Source organism: Pantoea sp. SORGH_AS_0659 (genome assembly GCF_031453915.1).
Lineage (GTDB): Bacteria > Pseudomonadota > Gammaproteobacteria > Enterobacterales > Enterobacteriaceae > Pantoea > Pantoea leporis.
In genome coordinates this window covers 3,080,005-3,102,595 of the sequence record NZ_JAVJAK010000001.1, presented here as the reverse complement: position 1 = coordinate 3,102,595, position 22,591 = coordinate 3,080,005, and the positions used below count along the sequence as shown (strand labels likewise).

Below are 22,591 nucleotides of genomic sequence, written 5' to 3'. Positions count from 1 at the left end.
CTCAAACTGAGAACCAGGCTTTCAACTTTTTTTGAAAATATGGCAAAAATTATATCATCTCGTCTGCTCATAAGCAGCCGATTCGCCGGTGCAAAAGTTACAATTTTGTAAATAGGCACGTACAGTCAAGGTCAGACCGCGGCATCACTTTGCCATTCCAGTTGGGTAAATCCGGTTAAACGGGCGAAATGCTGCACCAGACGCGGCTGCACATCTGCCGGCGTGACGCCCGGCTGCAGCTGGCTAAGCTGCGTCATTTGCATCCCGGCATATCCGCACGGATTGATGCGCAGGAACGGCGTTAAATCCATCGCCACATTCAGTGCCAGGCCGTGAAACGAGCAGCCTTTACGAATACGCAGTCCCAGCGAACAAATCTTGTCATCGCCAACGTACACGCCCGGCGCATCCGGTCGCGCCCGCGCGCTGATGTCATAGTCGGCCAGCGTGGCGATCACCGTTTCTTCTAACGCCGTCACTAACTCGCGCACGCCCATCTTGCGACGTTTCACGTCAATCAGCACATACATTACCTGTTGGCCGGGGCCGTGATAGGTTACCTGGCCGCCGCGATCGCTTTGTACCACCGGAATATCGCCCGGCATCAGCAGATGTTCAGCTTTCCCTGCCTGGCCCTGGGTAAACACCGGATGATGTTCCACCAGCCAGATTTCATCGGCAGTGCTGCTGTCGCGTTGATCGGTAAAGTGATGCATGGCATCGGAGATGGGTTGCCAATCGCGCTGGCCGAGTTGACGAACAAGAAGCGTATTAGCTGACAAAGCAGAGATCCGGTAAAGAGTGGAAGGCAGAGTATAACGCTGGCAAAGCGGACTTTGCCAGCGCCAGAATTACAGCACCATGCGCACGATTTCGATGTTGCCCAGCTCTTCATACAGGGTTTCAACCTGCTCAATGTGGGTGGCGATGATGGTAATGGAAACAGAGTGATAGTTGCCTTTGCTGCTTGGCTTAACGTCCGGTTTGTAATCGCCTGGCGCGTGGCGCTGCACCACTTCAACCACTTGATCAACCAGCTCCGGTTGCGCCAAACCCATCACTTTGTAAGTGAAAGGCGTAGGGAATTCGAGCAGTTCATTCAATTTGGTTTTCATACATTGACTCCGGTGCTTAAAAAACAGGCTCCCGCCGAGGCGGGAGCAAAGATAGTAACTTAATTGGGGGCAAATTGGCGTTTTTTCAAGCGCGCCTTAGCCGAACCAGTGGTGGAACATCAGTTTGATGTAATCGATGATGCGGCCGAAGAAACCACCTTCTTTCACTTCATTCAGCACCACCAGCGGACGCTGTTCCACAGTTTTGCCGTCGAGCTGGAAGTTGATGCTGCCCACTACCTGATTTTTCTGCAGCGGCGCATGCAGTTCAGTGTTGTTCAGCACATAGCTGGCTTTGAGATCTTTCATGCGGCCACGCGGAATGGTCAGATAGGCATCTTTCTCCACGCCCAGCTGGACACGATCGCTGTCACCGAACCACACAGGCTCAGAGGCAAACTCTTTGCCCGCTTTCAGCGGTGCGACGGTTTCAAAGAAGCGGAAGCCCCACGTCAGCAACTTCTTGCTCTCGGTTTCACGGCCTTTAAAGGTACGACCGCCCATCACCGCGGAGATCAAACGCATCTGGCCTTCTGTTGCCGAGGCGACCAGGTTGTAACCCGCTGCGTCTGTGTGGCCGGTTTTAATGCCATCGACGTTCAGGCTGGTATCCCACAGCAAACCGTTACGGTTGGTCTGCTTGATGTTATTAAAGGTGAAATCTTTTTCACGGTAAACCGCGTACTCATCGGGTACGTCACGGATCAGCGCCTGGCCGATCAACGCCATATCGCGCGGCGAGCTGTATTGGCCTTCGGCATCCAAACCGTGCACGGTCTGGAAGTGGGTGTTTTTCAGACCCAGCGCGCCAACGTAGTTGTTCATCAGGTTGACGAATGCGTCCTGGCTGCCAGCAACGTAATCCGCCATCGCTACACAAGCGTCGTTACCTGATTGCAGCACGATACCGCGCGTCAGCTGAGAAACCGGCACACGATCGCCAGGCTTGAGGAACATCAGTGATGAACCTTTGAATACCGGATTACCGGTTGCCCAGGCATCTTTACCCACGGTCACGATGTCATCGTTATGGATTTTTCCCGCTTTGACCGCCTGACCAATCACGTAGCTGGTCATCATTTTGGTCAGGCTTGCCGGATCGCGGCGTGCATCCGCGTTCTTTTCGGCCAGCACTTTGCCGGAGTTATAGTCGATCAGCACATAAGCTTCAGCATCAATGTCCGGTACACCCGGAATCATAGTCTTAAGATTAACATCGTCCGCAAATGCGGCATGGCTGAGAGAAAGGGCGACCAGTGATCCCACTGTCAGGCGTTTCAGAAAACGAGAAGGTTTCAGCGTATTCATGTTCAGGACTACAACATCCGTGGGTTTAGAGTGAAAAAAGTGCCTAACTATAGCAAACGTCCGATCGGGCGACATCTTGCTTTGCAAATCAGTTTCAGCAGGAAATGTCACTGTCCGTTACATCGATGGACGGGCAGTGGTAATAAATGAGCTCATTTGCGCTTCAGTGTTCAGACGCTGCTGCAAGGCAGCGGCTTCGGCACGGCTTTTATAGCCACCTAACTGAATGCGATAGACGTTGCCATTGGCTTCAACCGCGCCCGGCACGCCAAAGCGTTTACCCAGGCTTTCGGCCAACTGACGTGCACGCGCCGGATCGTTAATCGCGCCAACCTGAACCACATAACCGCTGCCGGCATGGGCATTCTGGCTGGTAGCTGGTGCGGCGGCAGCGGCTGGCGCCGAAGACGTTGCTGGGGCTGGGGCGGCAACCGGCTCGTTGCCTTCCAGCACGCCCGTAGCTAACGGCTGTGGTGCGCCGAGAAAACCACTGCTCTGGACGGGCGCACCCATGCTGTCACTGCTTTGCAAGGTGCTGTTATCGACAGCGCGCACATCCTGCGGTGCAGGCGCTGGCGCAGCATTGGCGCTGCCGCCCATCATCACCATGCCGCCGCCGAGATCGGGACGCGCGGGCAGGGCATAACTCTGTTTGGCGACGGTGGTACCGATGGTGCCGGGACCGGAAACGGAACCATCCGGCGCCACTTTAATGTAATCAACGCGCACGCGGGTGTTGTTAGAGATATTCAGGCGATCGCCCGCCGCACGCGACAAGTCGATAATGCGGCCTGGCGTGTAAGGGCCACGATCGTTGACGCGTACCACAATTTGGCGGCCGTTGGCGAGGTTAGTGACACGCACATAGCTCGGCAGCGGCAGCGTTGGATGCGCGGCGGTCATGCCTTCCGGATCGTAAGATTCACCGATAGCGGTGCGATTCCCCTGCGCTTCGTCACCGTACCAGGTGGCTAAACCCACTTCGCTGTAGTTCGAAGGATCTTTGATCACGCGGTAGTTTTTACCGTTGACGCTGTAATCCTGGCTGGTGGAAGGATTGATCGGTTCATAACGTGGTTCCACGCCAGGAATTTCCACTACCGGGCCGTTATAGGCCGGTTGCGGTGGCGCAGTATTATTCTGCTGTTCCGGTGTGGAACAGGCAGCCAGTACCAATGATGCCAGTGCAACCCCAAGCCAGTCCTTACGCATGTGCAGCCTCTTAAACGCTTTTAGATAACATTTTTCGATGAGTATGGATCGACATCACGATGCCAAATCCAGCCATTAACACAATCAATGCCGATCCGCCGTAGCTCACCAGCGGCAGCGGTACGCCAACCACCGGTAAGATACCACTTACCATGCCAATGTTAACGAAAACATAAACGAATAAAATCAGCATCAAACCGCCCGCCATCACGCGACCAAAGGTGGTTTGCGCACGCGCCGCGATAATCAGTCCGCGCATGATCAGCAGCAAATAGAGTACCAGCAGTAACAACACGCCAACCAGACCAAGTTCTTCCGCTAAAACGGCAAAAATAAAGTCGGTATGGCGTTCAGGCAGGAATTCCAGCTGCGATTGGGTGCCGTGCAGCCAGCCTTTGCCGCGCAGGCCACCGGAACCGATAGCAATCTTCGACTGAATGATGTGATAACCGGCGCCGAGCGGATCGCTTTCCGGGTCCAGCAGCATCATCACGCGGGCGCGCTGGTAATCGTGCATCAGGAAGAACCACAAAATCGGGATAAAGGCGGCGACCAGCAATACCGCGATACCAATCAGCTTCCAGCTCATGCCGGATAAGAACAGTACAAACAGGCCGGAAGCGGCGATCAGAATCGAGGTGCCGAGATCGGGTTGTGCCGCCACCAGCAGCGTCGGCATGAAAATCAGAATCAACGCGATGCCGGTGTTTTTCAGCGTCGGCGGGCAGACATCGCGGTTAATAAAGCGCGCCACCATCAGCGGCACGGCAATCTTGGCAATCTCCGAGGGCTGAAAACGCACAAAACCAAGATCGAGCCAGCGCTGTGCGCCTTTACTGATGTGACCAAACGCGTCCACCGCTATCAGCAATATCACGCAGACAATATAGAGATAGGGCGCCCAGCTTTCATAGACGCGCGGCGGCACCTGCGCCAGCACCAGCATAACGATGATGCCCATGGCAATCTGCCCGAACTTACGCTCGGTCATGCCTGGATCCTGTCCGCTTGCGCTCCAGATGACGATGGCGCTGTAGGTCAGCAAGCTGAGAATGATCAGCATAAACAGGGGGTCGATATGGATGCGCGTCCAGATCGATCTTTTCTGCGGACTATCGTTCATGGACATTGTCATTCACCTTCGTAGCCGGGCGGTGTCGGTGCGGCTTCTGGCAGCACGGTATTGTTGTCGCCTAACATAATGTGGTCGAGAATCTGGCGCATAACGGTGCCGACAGCCGGGCCTGCGCCGCCGTTTTCCAGAATCATGGTGACGGCCACGCGCGGTTTATCGTAAGGCGCATAGGCAGTCATTAATTTATGGTCACGCAGACGTTCGGCAATCTTGTGCGCGTTATAGACTTCATTTTCTTTCAGTCCGTAAACCTGCGCGGTACCGGATTTGGCAGCGATTTTGTAGGGCGCATCGGCAAAGCTCTTGTGCGCGGTACCGTTAGCGCGGTTGGCTACGCCATACATGCCGTCTTTGGCAATTTCCCAGTAACCTGAATGAATATCGCCAATCGGTGCATCCGGAACCTGGCGATAGGGCACCATCACCTGGCCTTCACGCGTGGCGCGCAGTAAGTGCGGCACTTTGATCACACCGTCATTGATCAGGATCATCATCGCTTTGTTCATCTGAATGGGCGTCGCGGTCCAGTAACCCTGGCCGATACCAACCGGAATGGTGTCACCTTGATACCACGGCTTCTTAAAGCGCTTCAGCTTCCATTCGCGCGTGGGCATGTTGCCCGCGCTCTCCTGCGGCAGATCAATGCCGGTGCGATGGCCGTAACCAAACTTGGTCATCCACTCTGACAGGCGATCGATGCCCATATCGTAGGCAACCTGATAGAAGAAGGTATCCGCCGATTCTTCCAGCGATTTAGTGACGTTCAGGCGACCGTGGCCCCATTTTTTCCAGTCACGATAGCGCTTTTCCGAGCCGGGCAGTTGCCACCAGCCGGGATCGAATAGGCTGGTATTGCGGTTGATCACGCCTGCGCTCAGCGCCGACACGGCAACGTAAGGTTTCACCGTTGACGCTGGGGGATAGGAGGCCTGCAGCGCACGGTTATACAGCGGACGATTTTCGTCGCTTAATAGCGCTTTATAATCTTTGCTCGAGATACCGTCGACAAACAGGTTCGGGTCGTAACTGGGGGTAGAAACCAGTGCAAGAATTTCGCCGGTGCGTGGATCGCTCACCACCACTGCCGCGCGGCTGCCGGTCAACAAGGTTTCGATGTACTGCTGCAGTTTGAGGTCAACCGTCAGGTAGATATCGCGTCCGGCCTGCGGAGATTGCTCGTGCAGCTGTCGAATGACGCGGCCACGGTTGTTAACTTCAACCTCTTCATAACCGGTTTTACCGTGCAGCACATCTTCGTAATAATTTTCGATGCCGAGCTTGCCGATATCATGCGTAGCCGCATAGTTCGGCCATTTGCCTTCCTGATCGAGGCGTGTAACGTCGCGATCGTTGATTTTGGAGACGTAGCCCACTACGTGCGTCAGCGTCTGGCCATACGGATAGTAGCGGCGCTGATAGCCTTTTACTTCCACGCCAGGAAAACGGTATTGATTGACGGCGAAACGCGCCACTTGCACTTCGTTTAAACCGATTTTGACCGGAATCGAGGTAAAGCGGCGCGAGCGTTTGCGCTCTTTGTCAAACGCATCGAGATCGTCGTCGGTCAGATCCAGTACCGGACGCAGATCCTGTAAGGTCTGCTTCAGATTGTCGACCTTTTCCGGCATCAGTTCGGCCTGATAAATCGTGCGGTTTACTGCCAGCGGGACGCCGGTGCGATCGAAAATAATGCCGCGGCTCGGTGCCACCGGCACCAGCTTAATGCGGTTTTCATTTGAACGGGTGCTGTAGTCGTCAAAGCGCAGAATTTGCAGGTGGTACATGTTGACCACCAGAATGCTGGAGAGCAGCAGAATGCCAACAAAAGCCACCAATGCTCGGCGGACAAAAAGTTTCTGTTCGGCAGTGTAATCGCGAAAGGCGTTGCTCTGTAATTTCATCCGCTACATTTATTGTCTGGGGTTGTCAGGCGTTTATTCACGATGATAAGGATGATTCGTGGTGATGCTCCACGCACGATACAGGCTTTCCGCTACCAGCACACGCACCAGCGGATGTGGCAACGTGAGCGCTGACAGTGACCAGCTTTGTTCAGCAGCGGCTTTGCACGCGGGCGCCAGTCCTTCCGGACCGCCGATTAACAGGCTGACATCGCGGCCATCCAGTTTCCAGCGTTCAAGCTGCTGCGCCAGCTGTGGGGTTTCCCACGGCTGTCCGGGAATATCCAGCGTGACAATACGATTGCCTTTACCCACGGCGGCCAGCATCGCTTCACCTTCTTTTTCCAGAATGCGTTTGATGTCAGCGTTCTTGCCGCGTTTGCCGGCAGTTACTTCGATCAGTTCAAACGGCATATCTTTCGGGAAGCGGCGCAGATACTCCATGAAACCGGTCTGAACCCAGTCGGGCATTTTGGTGCCGACGGCCACAAGCTGCAGTTTCACGTCTTAGCTCCAGAGTTTTTCCAGCTCGTACAGCTGGCGGCTCTCTGCTTCCATCACGTGCACAATCACGTCACCCAGGTCAACGACCACCCAATCGGAGGCGGTTTTACTGTCTACACCCAGCGGCTTAAGGCCCGCAGTGCGCGATTCCTGCACCACATGATCGGCGATAGAAGCGACGTGACGTGTTGAAGTGCCGGTGCAAATGATCATGCAATCGGTGATGCTGGATTTGCCCTGAACATCAATAGCAATGATGTCCTGGCCTTTGAGATCATCAATCTTATCAATAACGAACTCTTGGAGTGCTTTACCTTGCAAAAGGTTCCCCTTAAAAACAGGTGATTACGGACGGGCTAACGATGCGAGAAAGGTAGCCGAAAATGAAGCGGCGCAGTATAGCATGCTGCCTTTAGCTGCGATATAAGCCAACGCTATCGATGTAGCCGATCACTGCATCTGGCAGTAAATCCGCGCAGGAGATGCCTGCATGGCGGCGCTGACGGATTTCGGTGGCGGAAATGTCGAACAGCGGCGTATCCGCCAGCCAGATGTGTCCTGCTGGCGAGTGATGAAGCTGCTGCACATCATCGGCCAGATGCTCATCAAGCCACTGCTGCATCTCGGGCGTCTCCATCTGCGTGGCGTAACCTGGACGCTTACACACCAGCAAATGGCACAGCGACAATAGATCCTGCCAGCGATGCCATTTGGCTAACGTTAGCAGAGAATCCTGACCAATGATAAACCCGAGGGGCTGTTCTGGGCCGCGTTCCGCACGCAGTGCTTCCAGCGTGGCAACTGTCCAGGACGGCGTTGCACGCGCCAGTTCACGCGTATCGATATCAAATAGCGGGCGATCGGCAATAGCACAGCGCAGCATCTCAACGCGCTGTTGTGCACTGGCTTCCGGCTGCGGGCGATGCGGCGGCACGTTGTTCGGCAGCAGCGTGACCTTTTTTAATCCCACTTGCTGTGCCAGCGCTTCTACCGGGCGCAAATGGCCGTAGTGAATCGGATCGAAGGTGCCGCCAAACAGAGCGTAGAGTTTAGACATCAGTAAAGCTCAATGGGAAATCGCGGTGACACAGCAGCAGCGACAGTGTTTCCAGCTGCGGCCACAGGTTTTGTCCGTAATCCTGCTTCATGCTGAGTTCCAGCTCTGCCAGCAAATGCACCGCGCGCTGTAAACGCTGTGCATCAAGGCGCTGCAAGGCTTCAGTAAACAGCGCGCGACGGTTTTGCCAGATACGTTGCTGATCCATCAGCGTGCGCAGCGCTTGTTTCGCCTGATTCCGCTGCAGGTGCAGCAGCGTGAGTAAATCGCGTTGCAGCGTGCGCAGTAGAATCACCGCTTCGCTGTCCTCTTTCTCCAGCTGATGCAGGATGTGCAGGGCGCGTTTACTTTTCCCTGCCAGCAATGCATCCACCCAATGGAACGGGGTAAAGTGCGCGGCATCGTTGACGGCGGCTTCCACACGCGGCAGCGTTAATTTGCCATCCGGCCACAGCAGCGATAAGCGTTCCAGCGCCTGCGACAGCGCCAGCAGATTCCCTTCGTAGCAGTAGCAAAGCAGCTGGATCGCCGCATCATCTACGCTGAGTTTCATCGCTTTGGCGCGACTCGCCACCCAGCGCGGCAGCTGTGCCTGTTCAGGCGTCTGGCATGGGACCATTACCGCCTGCGTACTCAGCGCTTTGAACCAGGCGCTGTTCTCCTGCGCTTTGGTCAGTTTCGCCAGGCGCAGCACCAGCAAAATATCGCTGTGCAGCAGCGTGGAGAGTTTCACTAACTGCTCGGCGATAGCGGCATTGGGGCCGTTTTCGGGCAGTTGCAGCGTCAGGGTTTGGCGTTGGGTAAACAAGCTGAGCGATTGGCAGCTAACGAAGATCGCATCCCAGTCGGTTTGCGCATCAATGGTGACGCTGAAGTGCTCTTCAAATCCCTGTGCGCTGGCGGTAGCACGGATTGCATCCGCGCTTTCCTGAATCAGCAGAGGTTCATTACCGGTGAGAAAATAACAGGCGCGCAGCCCCTCTCGAAGCTGCGCGCTCAGTTGTTCAGGATAAATCCTGATCATTGCAGACTGGTAGCTGACGAAGAGGACACTTCCGGTGAGTTCTGTCCCGGTGCAATCGTCTCAGGCTGCGGCAAAGTATCTTTGTTGCTTTCCTGCGCGGCATGCACGGTCAGCAGTTTACGTACTAACTGCTCGGACGCGCGCTGACGCATCTCCTGCACGATCATATCTTGCTCGGCATCCTTCGCCAGTGCGGCGTTCGGGTTGTCGAAGAAAGAACGATACACGGTGGTGCTGATCGGGTAGATACCTTTACCCGGCAGCAGAACCTGTGCGGTGACCGTCATCACCAGCGAGTATTCCGCGGTGGTACCGCTGATAAACACCGATGCGGTATCGCGTCCCTGGCCTTCAGCACCCAGACGCAGCGTTGGGTATTTGGCGCTGGCCGCTTTGCTGTCTTCAATGATGGTGACATTGTTGATGCGCAGCTGCTGGCGCACGGCACGCGCCAGTGGGCCATAGGGATCGCCGCTCTGGACGATAAGGGTTTTCATCTCACTCGGCACCGAGGTGGTGCCGCGCGGGTGGAAACCACAGCCTGCGGTAATCACTACCGCAAGCAGGACAAACAGCCTGATAATCAGTTGTCGCACAGTTCCTCCTGAACTTAACCTACGACCAGGTTAAGCAGTTTGCCAGGGACATAAATCACTTTACGAATGGTGACGCCATCCAGATATTTCGCCACCAAATGCTCCTGCGCAGCACGCGCCTGCACCTGCTCCTGCGTGGCATCCGGCGCAACGGTAATCTTGCCGCGCACTTTGCCATTCACCTGCACTACCACCAGCAGCGAATCTTCCACCATGGCCGCTTCATCGGCTACCGGCCAGCTGGCTTCGTCGATGCTGCCTTCGCCGCCCAGCGCTTGCCACAATACATAGCTGGCGTGCGGAGTGAATGGATAGAGCAGACGCGTCACTGCGACCAGCGCTTCCTGCAGCAGCGCGCGATCTTGCTCGCTCTCCTGCGGGGCACGGATCAGTTTGTTCATCAGCTCCATAATGGCAGCGATGGCGGTGTTGAACGTCTGACGACGACCCACATCATCGGCCACTTTGGCGATGGTTTTGTGCAGATCGCGACGCAACGCTTTCTGGTCGTCATTCAGGTTATTGACGTCCAGCGCCACGGTCGCGCCTTTCGCAATGTGCTCGTAAGCCAGTTTCCATACGCGCTTCAGGAAGCGGTTAGCACCTTCAACGCCCGATTCCTGCCACTCCAGCGTCATCTCTGCTGGCGAAGCAAACATCATGAACAGACGAACGGTATCTGCACCGTAACGCTCAACCATCAGCTGGGGATCGATGCCGTTGTTTTTCGACTTCGACATTTTGCTCATGCCGGCGTAAATCACTTCACGACCTTCGTTGTCGGTGGCTTTGATAATGCGGCCTTTCTCGTCGCGTTCTACGGTCACGTCAACCGGAGAAACCCAGTTACGCTCGCCGTTCACGCCGAGGTAGTAGAACGCATCAGCCAGCACCATGCCCTGACACAGCAGGCGTTTGGCCGGCTCATCAGAGTTCACCAGGCCAGCATCACGCAGCAGCTTGTGATAGAAGCGGAAATACATCAGGTGCATGATGGCGTGTTCGATACCGCCAACATACTGATCGACCGGTAGCCAGTAGTTCGCCGCCGCCGGATCCAGCATGCCTTCATGATAGTTGGCGCAGGTATAACGCGCGTAATACCAGGATGACTCCATAAAGGTGTCAAAGGTGTCGGTTTCACGCAGCGCAGGCTGGCCATTAACGGTGGTTTTGGCCCACTCAGGATCGGCTTTGATTGGGCTGGTGATACCATCCATCACCACGTCTTCTGGCAGGATGACCGGCAACTGATCTTCTGGCGTTGGCATCACGGTGCCATCTTCCAACGTCACCATTGGAATTGGCGCGCCCCAGTAACGTTGACGGGAAACGCCCCAGTCGCGCAGACGGTAATTGACTTTACGCACGCCCACGCCTTTGGCAGCCAGCGCATCGGCGATGGCGTTAAAGCCCGCCTGATGATCCAGACCGTTGTATTCACCCGAGTTGAACAGCGCGCCTTTTTCGGTCATCGCGGCAGCACTCAGGTCCGGTTCAGAACCGTCGAGATTCAGGATCACCGGCTTAATGTTCAGGTTGTACTTGGTAGCGAACTCCCAGTCACGCTGATCGTGGCCTGGAACAGCCATTACCGCGCCGGTGCCGTATTCCATCAGCACGAAGTTAGCGACCCACACCGGAATTTCTTCACCGGTCAGCGGATGGATAGCGAACAGGCCGGTGGCCACGCCTTTCTTCTCCATCGTTGCCATATCGGCTTCGGCGACTTTGGTGGTACGGCATTCGTCGATAAATTCAGCCAGCGCAGGATTAGTGGCAGCTGCTTGCTGCGCCAGTGGGTGACCTGCGGCAACCGCCACATAGGTTGCACCCATAAAGGTGTCTGGACGGGTGGTGTAAACGGTCAGCTTCTCAGCGCTGTTGGCAACGTCAAAGGTGATTTCCACGCCTTCAGAGCGGCCAATCCAGTTGCGCTGCATGGTTTTGACCTGCTCCGGCCAATCTTCCAGCTTATCGAGATCGTTGAGCAGCTCTTCCGCATAGGCGGTGATTTTGACGAACCACTGTGGGATCTCTTTGCGCTCAACTTTGGTATCACAGCGCCAGCAGCAGCCGTCGATAACCTGTTCGTTGGCCAGCACGGTCTGATCGTTAGGGCACCAGTTCACCGCCGAGGTCTTTTTATAGACCATGTCTTTTTCATATAGCTTAGTAAAGAACCACTGTTCCCAGCGATAGTATTCTGGCTGGCAGGTCGCCAGTTCGCGGCTCCAGTCATAGCCAAAACCCAGTAATTTCAGCTGGTTCTTCATGTAAGCGATATTGTCGTACGTCCACGGCGCCGGCGCGGTGTTGTTTTTCACCGCAGCGCCTTCGGCTGGCAGACCAAACGCATCCCAGCCAATTGGCTGCAGAACGTTTTTGCCGAGCATACGCTGGTAACGTGCAATCACATCGCCAATGGTGTAATTACGCACGTGCCCCATGTGCAGGCGGCCAGAAGGATAGGGCAGCATCGAAAGGCAATAATATTTCTCTTTGCCTTCCTGCTCGGTCACTTTAAAGGTTTCGTTTTCGTCCCAGTGTTGTTGGACGCGGGATTCTATCTCTTCCGGGCGGTATTGCTCTTGCATGGCTGCCTGTGGTCCTTTGTGAAAATCGCTAAGCATACTTTTAGATCCACATAGCATACCCATAAGGCTGCGCATCAACAACTTTTCACGCCCTCGCCGGCCGGATTTCTGCCGAATGCGCCGCCGCTTTCACCCTTTTGTGATTTCTTAGGTTGCTGCCGATGCAATTGTGACAAAACCGCTAAACTTAACAGCAGTATCCGCAGCGGAAAGGAGAATAAAATGAATAATGTGGCGCAGGAATACCGTGCAACGATTGAAGCATTATCCCAACGATTGGATCATGGCGAGCGCGATGTTGATGCGCTGGTGGCCGAGGCGCGGCAAAGTTTGCTGGCGAAAAAAACGCTGTCACCCGCCGAGGTCAATGAAGTGATGCGCGCCGTGCGGCGCGATTTACACGAGTTTGCGCTGAGCTATCAGGAGTCTTCTGATGTGGTCGGCGATTCAGTGTTTTTGCGCGTGATTCGTGAAAGCCTGTGGAAAGAGCTGGCGGATATCACCGATAAAAGTCAGCTCGAGTGGCGTGAAGTGTTTCAGGATTTGCGCCATCACGGCGTCTACCAGAGCGGTGAAGTGGTGGGGCTGGGGAATTTAGTCTGTGAGAAGTGCGGCTTCACACGGGCGATTTATACGCCAGAGAGCTTAACGCGCTGCCCGGAGTGCGGGCACGATCAGTTCCAGCGCCAGCCGTTTGAACCCTGATTTTATGAATGAATAACCCCGCGCGATGAATCGCGCCGCTACGGGTACGAGCACTTATCGTAGCGGCGCAATTTATTGCGCTAATCAGTGCAGGATCTTCGCCAGGAAGTCTTTCGCACGATCGGATTGCGGATTGTTAAAGAAGTCATCCTTATTGGTGTCTTCGATAATTTTCCCTTCATCCATAAAGATCACGCGGTTAGCGACTTTGCGCGCAAAGCCCATTTCATGCGTCACCACCATCATGGTCATGCCTTCATTCGCCAGCTCAACCATCACGTCCAACACTTCGTTGATCATTTCAGGATCAAGCGCTGACGTCGGCTCATCAAACAGCATCGCCACCGGATCCATGCACAACGCACGCGCGATTGCCACGCGCTGCTGCTGGCCGCCGGAAAGCTGGCCGGGAAACTTATCCGCGTGCGCAGAGAGCCCAACGCGTTTTAGCAAGCCCTGCGCTTTCTCACGTGAGGCCGCTTTATCACGCTTCAGCACTTTGACCTGCGCCAGCGTCAGGTTCTCGATGATGCTGAGATGAGGGAACAGCTCGAAATGCTGGAACACCATGCCCACTTTGCTACGCAATTGAGCGAGGTTGGTTTTTTTGTTGTTCACTTCGGTGCCGGTCACCTGAATGCTGCCCTTTTGAATCGGCTCCAGGCCGTTCACGGTTTTAATCAGCGTTGATTTACCTGAGCCAGACGGACCGCAGACCACTACCACTTCACCTTTTTTCACTTCGGTGGAGCAGTCGGTCAGCACCTGAAAGTGCCCATACCACTTTGAAACATTTTTCAGGCTAATCATTTAAACCGTCCTCTTTCTTTTCAGATAGGTAACCAACAGCGAAGCGCTCAGGCTGATCACAAAGTAGACCAGACCAGCAAACAAAATCATTTCAACCTGGGTTCCGTCACGCTCACCTATGGTTGAAGCGGTGCGGAAGAAATCGGCCAGGCTCAGTACATACACCAGCGACGTATCCTGGAACAGCACGATGCCCTGCGTCAGCAGCAGCGGCACCATGGCGCGGAACGCCTGCGGCAATACGATCAGTTTCATCGATTGCCAGTGCGTCATGCCGAGCGCCAGCGCGGCATTGGACTGCCCGCGTGAGATGCTCTGAATACCGGCGCGGATGATTTCCGAGTAGTACGCGGCCTCAAAGAGCGCAAATGCCACCATGGCAGAAATCAGGCGGATATCTGATTTAGGCGATAAGCCCAGCACCTGTTGCAGGAAGGCGGGCACCACCAAATAGAACCACAGCAGCACCATCACCAAGGGTACGGAGCGGAACAGGTTGACGTACAGCTTGGCAAACCAGCGTATCGGCGCAATCGGCGACAAGCGCATCACCGCCAAAATCGTGCCCCAGATAATGCCAAACACCACGGCAATCGCGGTGATCTTGAAGGTAATGATCAACCCATTCCACAAGTAAGGCAGGCTGGGAACAATTGAACTCCAGTCAAACTCGTACATTATTTGCCTCCCATATTGCCAGGCAGGCGAATTTTGCGTTCTACCACACTCATAATCAGCATGATGACCAGGTTAATGCCGACGTACGCCAGAGTGATGGCGGTAAAGGATTCATAGGCATGCGCGGAGTAATCCAGCAGCTTGCCGGCCTGCGCCGCCATATCCACCAGTCCGATGGTTGAGGCGATCGCCGAGTTCTTCACCAGATTAAGCATTTCCGACGTCATCGGCGGCACAATCACGCGATAGGCATTCGGCAGCAGCACATAGCGATAGGTTTGCGGCAGCGTCAGGCCCATCGCCAGGCCGGCATTTTTCTGACCGCGTGGCAGCGACTGAATCGCCGCGCGTACCTGTTCACAGACGCGCGCTGCGGTGAACAAACCAAGGCAAATCGTCGAGGAGACGAAGAACTGAATATTGGGATCCAATTCCGACTTAAACCACATGCCCAGCTTTTCGCCCACCAGTTCTGGCGCAACCAGATACCAGAAGAAGAACTGCACAATCAGCGGGATATTACGGAATAGCTCCACGTAGCAGGTGCCAATTGCCGCCAACAGGCGGTTGGGCACGGTACGCAGAATGCCAAATAAGGAACCTACCAGGAAGGCGATAATCCAGGCGCAGCAGGACACCGCAATGGTGACCTGAAAACCGGACCACAGCCAGCCGAGGTAAGTCGTATTGCCGAACGGGGCCTGTTCAAGAAAAATGCCCCAGTTCCAATCGATACCCATAACGAGCTCCGGTAAAAAAAGGGTAGCGAGGCTACCCATAAGATTGTTGAGCGGTGTCTTGCATCCTGCTTCAGGGGAACGGCCTGTTACAGTCTGTCTGTCCGCACCGCATGTTCAGCAATCGAGAGGGCAGCGGGGCTGCCCTTGTTGTCGTTGTTAATTCAGAGTGCTTTGTCGTTCGGTGCTTTGAACAGGGCCTGCATATCGCTTGAGAGTTCGAAGTTTAGGTTCAGATTCTTCGGTGGAATCGGTTTTTTGAACCAGGTTTCAAACCATTTTGAGGCTTCGCCAGAGGTTTGCGCTTTAGCAATGGTTTCATCCATCAGCTGTTTGAACTGTGGATCCTGATTACGCAGCATGCAGCCGTAAGCTTCTTTCGACTGCGGTGTACCCACGATGTCCCAGTTGTCTGGCTTCTTGGCTTTGGCACGTTCACCTGCCAGCAGCGCGTCATCCATCATGAAGGCCACAGCACGACCGGTTTCCAGCGTACGGAAAGAATCGCCATGGTCTTTCGCGCTGATGATGCGCATATCCATTTTTTGCTCGTCGTTCAGTTTGTGCAGCAGAACTTCTGAAGTGGTACCGGAGGTCACGACAACGGTTTTACCCTTCAGATCAGGGAAATCTTTGATGTCGCCGCCTTTTTTCACCAGCAGACGCGTACCGATGATGAACACGGTGTCAGAGAATGCCGCTTGCTTCTGACGCTCCAGGTTGTTGGTGGTAGAACCGCACTCAAAATCGTAAGTTCCGTTCTGCAACAGAGGAATACGGTTCTGCGAAGTAATCGGCAGCATTTTGATCTGCAAATCAGGCTTATTCAGTTTGGCTTTAATAGCCGCGATGATGGCGTTTGAATAATCCTGTGAATAGCCAACCACTTTTTGCTGGTTGTCATAGTAAGAAAAGGGAACTGATGATTCACGATGCCCAACGACGATCACGCCGCTATCATTGATTTTTTTCAGGGTACCGGTGAGATCTTCCGCCTGGGCCGCTCCCGCTGCTGCTCCCAACAGCAAAAGAGATAATGCCACTTTGCGTATCTGCATGTTCCAACTCCTTCGTATGGATGTCGCGCAGAACATAAACTGCGCAGATTGTGATATTGTGTGTATTTCGTGCTGCTTTTTTTGTTATCCCATAGCGCAACCGCACGCAGGATAGTGATTAACATAGCGAATTGTTAACGCAATGAAACAAAAAAGTTTCTTTTTTGCGAGCCGCTCCGCACCAATAAAAGGCAAAAATTCCCCGATGCGCTAATAGAGTGCGCATCATTGCCATAAATTAGCGCGTAAAGGTTGCACTACGCTGACAAAAGCCGATGTTTGCGAAAATCACTGAAATAAATAGCAATGATCGTGCCAGCACGATGAAGAAGTGTAAAAAGCCAGCAGAGAATCGGGGAAAGCACCACGGAAGGAAGAGAAAACAGCGCATAAAAAAGGCGAAGTATTCACTTCGCCTGTTTGCATAGCTGCCTGAACTAATGGCGACGGCGCAGAATGGCCAACACAATGCTAATCAACGTCACTAGCCACACTGGCCAGATGCCCGCTTTCGCATACGGCGTTTCACCCTTGGTTGGCGTGACTTTGGCTTCCAGCACATTGCGTGTGAACTGCGGCAACGCTTTCTCCACCTCACCATTGGCATTCACTACTGCGGTAACACCGTTATTGGTGGAGCGCAGTAACGGACGTCCCAGCTCCAGCGCACGCATGCGCGCCATCTGGAAATGCTGCCACGGTCCGATGGAGTGACCGAACCAGGCATCGTTGGAGACGGTCAGCAGGAAGTTGGTATCGGGACGGAAGTTGGCGCGCACTTGTTCGCCCAGCACGATCTCATAGCAGATAGCGCTGGTCAGGTTATAACCCGACACTTTCAGCTGCGGCTGGACATAGGCGCCACGGCTGAAGGAGGACATCGGCAAATCGAAGAACGGCGCCAGCGGACGCAGCAACGCTTCCAGCGGCACAAACTCACCAAATGGCACCAGATGATTCTTCTGATAGCGGTTCTGGCTTTGATAGCTGTAAGGCTGCTCGCCACCCAGCACAATTACCGAGTTATAGTCGTGATAGCGATTATCGCCTTCCACGCGAGAATCCACGATACCGGTAATCAGTGAGCTGCCGCGCGCGCGCAGGTCAGCATCCAGCGCCCGCAGGAACGGCTGCTGGTTGCTTTCCAGATCGGTAATCGCTGATTCGGGCCAGATAATGATCGGTGCTTTGCCGATAAAAGGCTGGCTATAGGAGGTGTAAACGCGCAGCGTGTTCAGCAGTTGCTGCGGATCCCACTTCATCGACTGCGGAATATTGCCTTGCACCATCGCAACATCAACGCTGCGTTCCGGCAGCGGCTGATACCACTGCATCATGCGCAGCGGCCACGGCAGTAACAGCAGGAGCGCGGCGGCTATCAAGCTTTTCACGGTACGATGATGCAGCGCGTGCACCAGCAAGCCGGCGATCACCATCAACAGGAAGGTAATGGTTTCAACGCCTGCGAGCGGCGCGAGGCCTTTTAGCGGACCGTCAATCTGGCTGTAGCCAAACTGCAGCCACGGAAAGCCGGTGAGCACCCAACCGCGCAGGAATTCGCTAATCTGCCACAGCGCGGGTGCCGCTAAAGCCAAACGCCACAGCGTGGCGCGCGGCCAGAAACGGTTGAGCAGGATGGCAAACAGCATCGGATAGAGCGACAGATAAGCCGCCAGCAGAATCACCAGCAAGATGTTTACCGGGCCGGGCATGCCGCCAAAGGTGGCGATGCTGACGTAAACCCAATTGATGCCGCTGCCAAACAGTCCAAAGCCCCAAACGAAGCCGATTGCCGCAGCCTGCGCAGTGCGACGTTCCAGCAGCAACAGTTGCAGACCAAACAGCGAAATTATCGCCGCAGGCCAGAAATCGTAGGGGGAAAAGGAAAGGGTGCCAATGGCACCCGTAACTAACGCCAGCAGCAGGCGAACCCGCTGCTGCGAGTAAAGAGAGGCTAAAGCCATAACGTTATTCGTCTTCCAGTTGCGGTTGTGGTGAGTCTTCCGGAATTTTTACATGCACCTGGATGATACGGCGGCTGTCAGCCATGGCGACTTTGAACTGATAGCCATCAATGACAATACTTTCGCCGCGAGCGGGAAGGTGGCCGAATCCCTGCATGACCAATCCGCCAATGGTATCGACTTCGTCATCGCTGAAATCGGTGCCAAAGACCTCATTAAAATCTTCAATTGGCGTTAAGGCGCGCATGGTGTAGGTGTAACGATTGAGCTGGCGGATATCACGATCTTCTTCATCGTCATACTCATCTTCAATTTCGCCAACAATCAGCTCAAGAATATCTTCAATGGTCACCAGACCAGAGACGCCACCAAATTCATCAATGACAATCGCCATGTGATAACGCTGCGAGCGGAACTCCTTCAGCATGCGATCGACGCGCTTGCTTTCAGGAACCACCACGGCGGTGCGCAGCACTTTTTCCATACTGAACGGCTCAGACGCGCTGGCCATAAACGGCAGCAGGTCTTTGGCCATCAAAATGCCTTCGACGTGGTCTTTGTCTTCGCTGATCACCGGGAAGCGTGAGTGGGCGGATTCAATAATCACCGCAAGGCACTCTTCCAGCGTTTGGTTGCGTTTCAGGGTGATCATTTGCGAGCGAGGGATCATGATGTCGCGCACGCGCTGTTCGGCAATGTCCAGCACCCCTTCGAGCATGTCGCGGGTGTCCTGATCAATCAGCTCTTTTTGCTCAGAATCGCGGATTAACCCCAGCAGTTCATCACGGTTTTTGGGTTCACCGTGAAACAGTTGGTTGATTAACAGGGAGAAAAATCCCTTTTTACTACTGGGTGCGTCGCTGTTTTGAGAATGGTCGTCGCTCATGGCGTTTTTATTTCGTTCTCTCTAATGAGGGATTGGGGCTGCTGGCATCCGCGCCAGCAGCGCAATAACCTGAACCAGCGGCTCAGGCGTCTTCTTTCTCCGAAATGTACGGATCAGGATAACCAAGAGCAAGCATTATCTCGGTCTCCAGCGCCTCCATCTCTTCGGCTTCTTCATCTTCGATATGGTCGTAACCCAGCAGATGCAGCGTACCGTGCACCACCATATGCGCCCAGTGGGCTTCGACGGTTTTGCCTTGTTCAGCAGCCTCTTGCTCGACAACCTGACGGCAAATAATCAGATCGCCGAGCAGTGGCAGTTCAATTCCCGGCGGTGCTTCAAACGGGAATGACAGCACGTTGGTCGGCTTATCTTTTCCGCGATAAGTCAGATTAAGCTCATTACTCTCGGCTTCATCCACCAGACGAATCGTGACTTCGCTTTCCGGTTGAAACGGCGTTACCGCCGCTTCCAGCCAGCGTTGAAAATCACTCTCCGCTGGCAGATGGTTTTCATCGGCGCAGGCCAGTTGTAAATCAAGAATCACCGCGCTCATGAACGCTCCTGCGGGCTTGTTTGGCTGGCAAGCTGAGCCGCGATAGCTTCGCGTTTGCGCTCTTCTGCCTGTTGATCACGGCGTTTCTGGTCGGCGGTTTCCCAGGCTTCATAAGCATTCACGATGCGCGCGACAACCGGATGACGCACCACGTCTTCGCTGTGGAAAAAGTTAAAGCTAATCTCATCGACTTCTGCCAGCACTTCAATGGCGTGGCGCAGGCCGGATTTGGTGCTGCGCGGCAAGTCAATCTGCGTGATATCGCCGGTAATGACCGCTTTGGAATTAAAGCCGATACGCGTCAGGAACATCTTCATCTGTTCGATAGTGGTGTTCTGGCTCTCATCGAGAATCACAAAGGCGTCGTTCAGCGTGCGTCCGCGCATGTAGGCCAGCGGAGCCACTTCAATCACGTTGCGCTCAATCAGTTTCTCTACGCGCTCAAAGCCGAGCATTTCGAACAGCGCGTCGTACAGCGGGCGCAGGTAGGGATCGACCTTCTGGCTGAGATCGCCGGGCAGGAAGCCGAGTTTCTCACCCGCTTCAACCGCCGGACGCGTCAGCAGAATACGGCGAATCTCCTGACGCTCCAGCGCATCCACTGCGGCAGCGACCGCCAGATAGGTTTTACCGGTACCGGCCGGGCCGATACCAAAGGTAATGTCGTGCGAGAAGATATTGGCGATGTATTGCGCCTGGTTAGGCGTACGCGGTTTGATTACGCCACGCTTGGTTTTGATGTTCACCGCTTTGCCGAATTCCGGCACGCTCTCAGCGCTCTGTTCCAGAACGCCGCTCTCTTTGATTGCCAGGTGAATCTGGTCCGGTTCGATATCTTTGATCTGACCGCGCATTGGGGCGGTATCAACATACAGCGTGCGCAGGATATTGACGGCAGCGTCCACACAGAGCGAGCGGCCGGTAAGCGTGAATTGGTTGTCACGGCGTTTGATTTCAAGGCCCAAACGGCGCTCCAGCTGTTTCACATTGTCATCCATCGGACCGCACAAGCTCATCAGTCGTTGGTTATCTGCCGGTTCAAGGGCGATTTCACGCGTTTCGATATTCAAATGAATCCTTAAGGTCACTCAGGGCCAGTTGAAAAGGTGTGCCGGATGTCGAAGAGCAATCTCTCCACATCTTTATGAAATTATTTATGGCGCTGCGCACTGGCGCAAGCTTCAGAGTCGATATTTGGGCAGCACTTGTGGAAAGCAAGGGCCTGGGGATGAAACAGGCGACAGCGCTTTGTGCGCTATCGCTCAACGTTCGAGGTTTCAAGGCTGGAACAGTCCGACGCCGATGTCGTTCTCTTTGCGGGTACGCGCAATCACTGACGCCGGGCTTTCGGCCACACGGAGCGCCATTTGATCTTCGGTGCGCACCAGCACGCCGCGCAGGGAGCTGGCATAGACATCAACAATTTCGACATCAACAAACTTCCCGATCATTTCAACCGGTGCTTCGAAGTTCACCACGCGGTTATTATCGGTGCGGCCGGTCAGTTCCATCACATTTTTACGCGAAATGCCTTCCACCAGCACGCGCTGCGTGGTGCCCAGCATGCGGCGGCTCCACGACATCACCTGCTGATTGATGCGGTCCTGCAGGATGAAAAGACGCTGCTTTTTCTCCTCTTCTGTCACATCGTCGGGCAGATCGGCGGCCGGCGTGCCTGGGCGCATGGAGTAGATAAAGCTGAAGCTGACATCGAAATTCACTTCACCGACCAGCTTCATGGTCTGCTCAAAATCCTGCTGCGTTTCGCCGGGGAAACCGATGATGAAATCAGAGCTCAGCTGGATATCCGGACGTGCGGCTTTCAGCTTGCGGATAATCGCTTTGTACTCGAGTGCGGTGTGCGCGCGCTTCATCAGCGTCAGGATGCGATCTGATCCGCTCTGAACCGGCAGATGCAGGAAGCTCGCCAGCTCGGGCGTATCGCGGTAAACCTCGATGATGTCATCGGTAAATTCAATAGGATGGCTGGTGGTGAAGCGAATACGGTCAATGCCGTCGATCGCCGCCACTAAGCGCAGCAACTCAGCAAAGGTGCAGATATCGCCATCAAAGGTGGCGCCGCGATAGGCGTTGACGTTCTGGCCCAGCAGGTTGACTTCACGTACGCCCTGAGCGGCAAGCTGGGCGATTTCCAGCAGAATATCGTCGCTCGGACGGCTAACTTCCTCACCGCGCGTGTAAGGCACCACGCAGAAAGTACAATATTTGTTGCAGCCTTCCATGATCGACACAAAGGCGGTTGGGCCATCGGCGCGCGGTTCTGGCAGGCGATCAAACTTCTCAATTTCAGGGAAGCTGATGTCAACAACCGGGCTTTTACTGCCGCGCACGGTGTTAATCATCTCCGGCAGACGATGCAAGGTCTGCGGGCCAAAGACGATATCGACGTAACTGGCGCGCTGGCGCAGACGTTCACCTTCTTGTGAGGCCACGCAGCCACCCACGCCGATGATCAGATCGGGATTGCTCGCTTTCAGCTTTTTCCAACGGCCTAACAGAGCAAAAACCTTCTCCTGCGCCTTTTCACGGATGGAGCAGGTGTTGAGCAGCAGAACGTCCGCCTCTTCAGCTTCCTCGGTAAGGGTGTAGCCGTGCGTACTGTTCAGCAGATCGGCCATCTTCGATGAATCGTATTCATTCATCTGACAGCCCCAGGTTTTGATGTGCAGTTTTTTGGTCATCGAACTAGCCATTGATTCAAGCGAAGTGCAGGGCGCGTATTGTAAT

The 22,591-nt window shown here is 54.7% G+C and carries 22 protein-coding genes; 1 reads left to right on the top strand and 21 read right to left on the bottom strand.

Going from position 1 to position 22,591, the window contains the following annotated elements; all coding sequences use genetic code 11:
* Nucleotides 1-131: 131 nt before the first annotated feature.
* The 12 genes from lipB to leuS form a co-directional block, all read right to left on the bottom strand.
* A complete protein-coding gene (gene lipB, locus Q3H59_RS14665) occupies nt 132-782 on the bottom strand; it encodes a lipoyl(octanoyl) transferase LipB (protein ID WP_309835535.1) in 651 nt (216 codons plus the stop codon).
* Nucleotides 783-851: 69 nt separating this feature from the next.
* A complete protein-coding gene (gene ybeD, locus Q3H59_RS14660; protein ID WP_008103691.1) occupies nt 852-1,115 on the bottom strand; it encodes a DUF493 family protein YbeD in 264 nt (87 codons plus the stop codon).
* Between the two features lie 96 nt (nt 1,116-1,211).
* A complete protein-coding gene (gene dacA, locus Q3H59_RS14655) occupies nt 1,212-2,423 on the bottom strand; it encodes a D-alanyl-D-alanine carboxypeptidase DacA (RefSeq protein ID WP_101763253.1) in 1,212 nt (403 codons plus the stop codon).
* 117 nt (nt 2,424-2,540) lie between these two features.
* Nucleotides 2,541-3,635 carry an endolytic peptidoglycan transglycosylase RlpA gene (gene rlpA, locus Q3H59_RS14650; RefSeq protein ID WP_309835532.1) on the bottom strand — a complete coding sequence of 365 codons (1,095 nt, stop codon included), beginning with the start codon at nt 3,633-3,635 and terminating at the stop codon, nt 2,541-2,543.
* Between the two features lie 10 nt (nt 3,636-3,645).
* Entirely contained in the window at nt 3,646-4,758 is a 1,113-nt protein-coding gene (gene mrdB / locus Q3H59_RS14645; RefSeq protein WP_101763316.1) for a peptidoglycan glycosyltransferase MrdB, read from the bottom strand.
* 8 nt (nt 4,759-4,766) lie between these two features.
* Nucleotides 4,767-6,671, bottom strand: coding sequence for a peptidoglycan DD-transpeptidase MrdA (mrdA, locus tag Q3H59_RS14640; protein ID WP_101763251.1), 1,905 nt, complete (start codon nt 6,669-6,671; stop codon nt 4,767-4,769).
* A gap of 33 nt (nt 6,672-6,704) precedes the next feature.
* A complete protein-coding gene (rlmH, locus tag Q3H59_RS14635) occupies nt 6,705-7,175 on the bottom strand; it encodes a 23S rRNA (pseudouridine(1915)-N(3))-methyltransferase RlmH (protein WP_008103678.1) in 471 nt (156 codons plus the stop codon).
* Nucleotides 7,176-7,178: 3 nt separating this feature from the next.
* Entirely contained in the window at nt 7,179-7,496 is a 318-nt protein-coding gene (gene rsfS, locus Q3H59_RS14630) for a ribosome silencing factor (RefSeq protein WP_008103673.1), read from the bottom strand.
* Between the two features lie 91 nt (nt 7,497-7,587).
* A complete protein-coding gene (gene nadD, locus Q3H59_RS14625; protein WP_192414165.1) occupies nt 7,588-8,232 on the bottom strand; it encodes a nicotinate-nucleotide adenylyltransferase in 645 nt (214 codons plus the stop codon).
* Nucleotides 8,225-9,256 carry a DNA polymerase III subunit delta gene (gene holA / locus Q3H59_RS14620; RefSeq protein ID WP_110865717.1) on the bottom strand — a complete coding sequence of 344 codons (1,032 nt, stop codon included), beginning with the start codon at nt 9,254-9,256 and terminating at the stop codon, nt 8,225-8,227. The genes nadD and holA overlap by 8 nt, the downstream gene beginning before the upstream one ends.
* The gene (lptE, locus tag Q3H59_RS14615) at nt 9,253-9,852 is read right to left on the bottom strand and encodes an LPS assembly lipoprotein LptE (protein ID WP_110865718.1); all 600 of its coding nucleotides are present in this window, start codon (nt 9,850-9,852) and stop codon (nt 9,253-9,255) included. The genes holA and lptE overlap by 4 nt, the downstream gene beginning before the upstream one ends.
* 14 nt (nt 9,853-9,866) lie before the next feature.
* On the bottom strand, nt 9,867-12,449 hold the full coding sequence (leuS, locus tag Q3H59_RS14610; RefSeq protein ID WP_137385363.1) for a leucine--tRNA ligase: 2,583 nt from the start codon (nt 12,447-12,449) through the stop codon (nt 9,867-9,869).
* Between the two features lie 222 nt (nt 12,450-12,671).
* Here leuS and Q3H59_RS14605 point away from each other — a divergent pair, with 222 nt between their 5' ends.
* Entirely contained in the window at nt 12,672-13,154 is a 483-nt protein-coding gene (locus tag Q3H59_RS14605; RefSeq protein ID WP_007890691.1) for a zinc ribbon-containing protein, read from the top strand.
* 84 nt (nt 13,155-13,238) lie between these two features.
* Here Q3H59_RS14605 and Q3H59_RS14600 read toward each other — a convergent pair whose 3' ends face one another.
* The 9 genes from Q3H59_RS14600 to miaB form a co-directional block, all read right to left on the bottom strand.
* Nucleotides 13,239-13,964, bottom strand: coding sequence for an amino acid ABC transporter ATP-binding protein (locus tag Q3H59_RS14600; RefSeq protein WP_008103661.1), 726 nt, complete (start codon nt 13,962-13,964; stop codon nt 13,239-13,241).
* Nucleotides 13,965-14,642 carry a glutamate/aspartate ABC transporter permease GltK gene (gene gltK / locus Q3H59_RS14595; protein WP_101763247.1) on the bottom strand — a complete coding sequence of 226 codons (678 nt, stop codon included), beginning with the start codon at nt 14,640-14,642 and terminating at the stop codon, nt 13,965-13,967.
* Nucleotides 14,642-15,382 carry an amino acid ABC transporter permease gene (locus Q3H59_RS14590; RefSeq protein WP_061717388.1) on the bottom strand — a complete coding sequence of 247 codons (741 nt, stop codon included), beginning with the start codon at nt 15,380-15,382 and terminating at the stop codon, nt 14,642-14,644. Before Q3H59_RS14590 ends, gltK begins: the two co-directional genes overlap by 1 nt.
* Nucleotides 15,383-15,543: 161 nt before the next feature.
* The gene (locus Q3H59_RS14585; protein WP_101763246.1) at nt 15,544-16,437 is read right to left on the bottom strand and encodes a glutamate/aspartate ABC transporter substrate-binding protein; all 894 of its coding nucleotides are present in this window, start codon (nt 16,435-16,437) and stop codon (nt 15,544-15,546) included.
* 437 nt (nt 16,438-16,874) lie between these two features.
* Nucleotides 16,875-18,401 (bottom strand): apolipoprotein N-acyltransferase, encoded by a 1,527-nt coding sequence (gene lnt, locus Q3H59_RS14580; RefSeq protein WP_309835518.1) that lies wholly within the window; start codon nt 18,399-18,401, stop codon nt 16,875-16,877.
* Between the two features lie 4 nt (nt 18,402-18,405).
* On the bottom strand, nt 18,406-19,287 hold the full coding sequence (gene corC, locus Q3H59_RS14575; RefSeq protein WP_101763244.1) for a CNNM family magnesium/cobalt transport protein CorC: 882 nt from the start codon (nt 19,285-19,287) through the stop codon (nt 18,406-18,408).
* Between the two features lie 82 nt (nt 19,288-19,369).
* Nucleotides 19,370-19,843, bottom strand: a complete 474-nt coding sequence (ybeY, locus tag Q3H59_RS14570; RefSeq protein ID WP_008103651.1) for an rRNA maturation RNase YbeY — start codon at nt 19,841-19,843, stop codon at nt 19,370-19,372.
* Nucleotides 19,840-20,913 (bottom strand): PhoH family protein, encoded by a 1,074-nt coding sequence (locus tag Q3H59_RS14565; protein ID WP_101763243.1) that lies wholly within the window; start codon nt 20,911-20,913, stop codon nt 19,840-19,842. The genes ybeY and Q3H59_RS14565 overlap by 4 nt, the downstream gene beginning before the upstream one ends.
* 207 nt (nt 20,914-21,120) lie before the next feature.
* A complete protein-coding gene (gene miaB / locus Q3H59_RS14560; protein WP_309835517.1) occupies nt 21,121-22,545 on the bottom strand; it encodes a tRNA (N6-isopentenyl adenosine(37)-C2)-methylthiotransferase MiaB in 1,425 nt (474 codons plus the stop codon).
* Nucleotides 22,546-22,591 lie beyond the last annotated feature (46 nt).